Annotated in this window: 2 protein-coding genes; both read left to right on the forward strand. The window is 55.9% G+C overall.

What is annotated here, in order from left to right; translation table 11 throughout:
- Positions 1–876 (forward strand): type IV secretion system protein (locus WBR68_RS31160; RefSeq protein ID WP_230696239.1); only part of this gene is annotated, 876 nt, incomplete at its 5' end.
- 628 nt (positions 877–1,504) lie between these two features.
- Positions 1,505–2,200, forward strand: a complete 696-nt coding sequence (locus tag WBR68_RS31165; protein WP_230696240.1) for a virB8 family protein — start codon at positions 1,505–1,507, stop codon at positions 2,198–2,200.
- Positions 2,201–2,227 lie beyond the last annotated feature (27 nt).

Genomic DNA, 2,227 nt, shown 5'->3' on the forward strand with positions numbered 1-2,227 from the left:
AGTCTAGCCAGTCTCGGCGGGATCGCGAACTGGATCGACCAGTCGGTGACTAAGATGCTAACGAGCGTCATCACGCCGTTGGTCGCATCCGTCACCGCCAAGCTATTGCCGTTCGTGTCCGTTTCTTTGTCCGTCGCGCTGGTCTGGTACGGGTGGCTCATCTGCTCGGGCGCCATTCAAACTCCGGTCCTCCATGCGTGTCGGCGTGTCGTCAATATTGCAATCATCGTGAGCATTGCCAGCGCAAATGGGCTGTACCAAAAGGAGATTGTCGGCGTGATGCTGGACTTACCGACCTCTGTGGCTCAGCTGTTCACAGGCACCGTCAAAACTCCATCCGAAATGATGGACGACGCGGCGAACAACGGCGCAGAAATCGGCACACGGTTGCAGGAGCGCGCACCGAGCGGTCTCAAGAAAATCGCGCAGGCCTTTGTATTTGTGGTTGTCTCGGTCATCATCACCATTATCTCAGCGGTCATGAGCGCGGTCGGGATGCTAGTGCTGATCACGGTAAAAGTCGGGATGGGCTTAGTCGTCGTACTAGGACCGCTTTGCATATTGGCGCTGCTGTTCGACCAAACGAAGGACTTCTTCAAAGCGTGGGTAGGTCAGGCTGTCTACTATGCCATCTATGCCGGTCTTTTCATGGTGGTGTTCATGTTCATCATGGGAATGTTCGGTATGTTGCAACAAGGCTTGATTGATCTAACAAAGGCAGACCAGATCAATATTTTCTCCATGCTTACTGCGATTGTTTTCTTCATGATGTGTTCAAAATTCATGCTAGAACAGGTTTCCGTAGTTGCCACTAAGATAAGCGGAGGCGGCAGTGGAGGCGGGATTTCAGTTCCCTTCGTTGGGAAGATTGGCTAAAATTGATGGCCGAATAGCCGTCCTCCCTGACAAGCACTAAAAATCGCGAGGATTAAGATGGATCCGTTGAAGCCGCTGGGAAAGGCCCTTTCTCAGAACCCCTTGCTGGGCAATGACGTGCCGTTATCTGCTCCGCCCGCCGTTGCCCCCGAGCAGCCGATTTCTGCATTCCAATGGATGAGTCTAGCTAAGGCGACGTGGACTTGGATTCTGCGGCCCGTCTGGTACTTGTGCTTCCAATGGCCCGCGCAGCTGTTGGGCATGGGTATGGCCACACCAAAAGGTGGGCGCGACGACAGACGTTCGAATTGGCAGAGAGACCATGAACGCCAATTGCACGAAAACAGGATTGCCGAATGGAGACGCAACACTAGCCAAGATTGACTCGGCAGATCTGTCGTTGGCCTCCGGCCCGCCGACACCTTAGTATTTGAAGCACAGGGCACAGCAATCGCTGTGCCTTTCTTATTGCGCTGCGTATTAGCCAGCGCCGTCTGATTTAAATCCCCTAGTCTCTTCGGAGAACCGATGAAGCACGCCATTCTGGCCGCGCTCGCCGCGGCACGCACTTTCATGCCCGTACGAAACGTGCGGCCCCATCATCTCGCTCGGGAATTGGAGGACCGACATGTCCTTTGAAGACCCCAAGCTTTCGCTTCAGCAAGAGCTGGACAGAAACCGGAGCCTGGACCAGGACTTCCTCACGGAGATCCTTTCCTCCAGATCAAAAGCATGGCGCGTTGCAGTAGGCGCATTTGTGCTGGCGTTCCTGGCGGTCGGCGCCCTGGCCTCACTGATGCTGAGCTACACGCCCCAGCCGCCTTACGTCGTGCGCGTCAACGATGCGACAGGTGAAGTCGAAAACGTATCCCAGCTCGGCGACGCACAGGAGGACTATGGCCCTCGGATCGCGCGCTACTTCGTCACTCAGTACGTGTTGTCCTGCGAAGGCTACGACTGGCGCACCCTGCAAAACATGTACGACCGCTGTGGCCTGTTCAGCTCGCCGGACGTGCAACAGCAGTACCACGCCAAGTTTGAAGACGACCCCAGGACTGGCCGTGAAGCCCTCGACAAGAAGTACGGCGAACACACCCGCCTGGTCATCAACGTACGGTCGATCACTCCGGGACCCAACCAGACCGCTACGGTCCGATTCACGCGCAGCGAGATGGGCCCCCAGCGCTCGCCAAACAGTGAGCAATTCATCGCCACCATCGCCTACAGGTTTGTCAACGCGCCGATGTCGGAAAGCGTCATTCGCGACAACCCGCTGGGCTTTCAAGTCATTTCCTACTCGACCGCTGTCGAAACGCTGAGGTAATCGTCATGCAAAAAGCACAGATCAACG

The organism is Achromobacter sp. JD-1, assembly GCF_038594925.1.
GTDB lineage: Bacteria > Pseudomonadota > Gammaproteobacteria > Burkholderiales > Burkholderiaceae_B > Achromobacter > Achromobacter spanius_C.

Excerpts from the sequence above, each read along its gene's own strand:
- WBR68_RS31165 (WP_230696240.1), top strand. The coding sequence starts at position 1,505 with ATGTCCTTTGAAGACCCCAAGCTTTCGCTTCAGCAAGAGCTGGACAGA.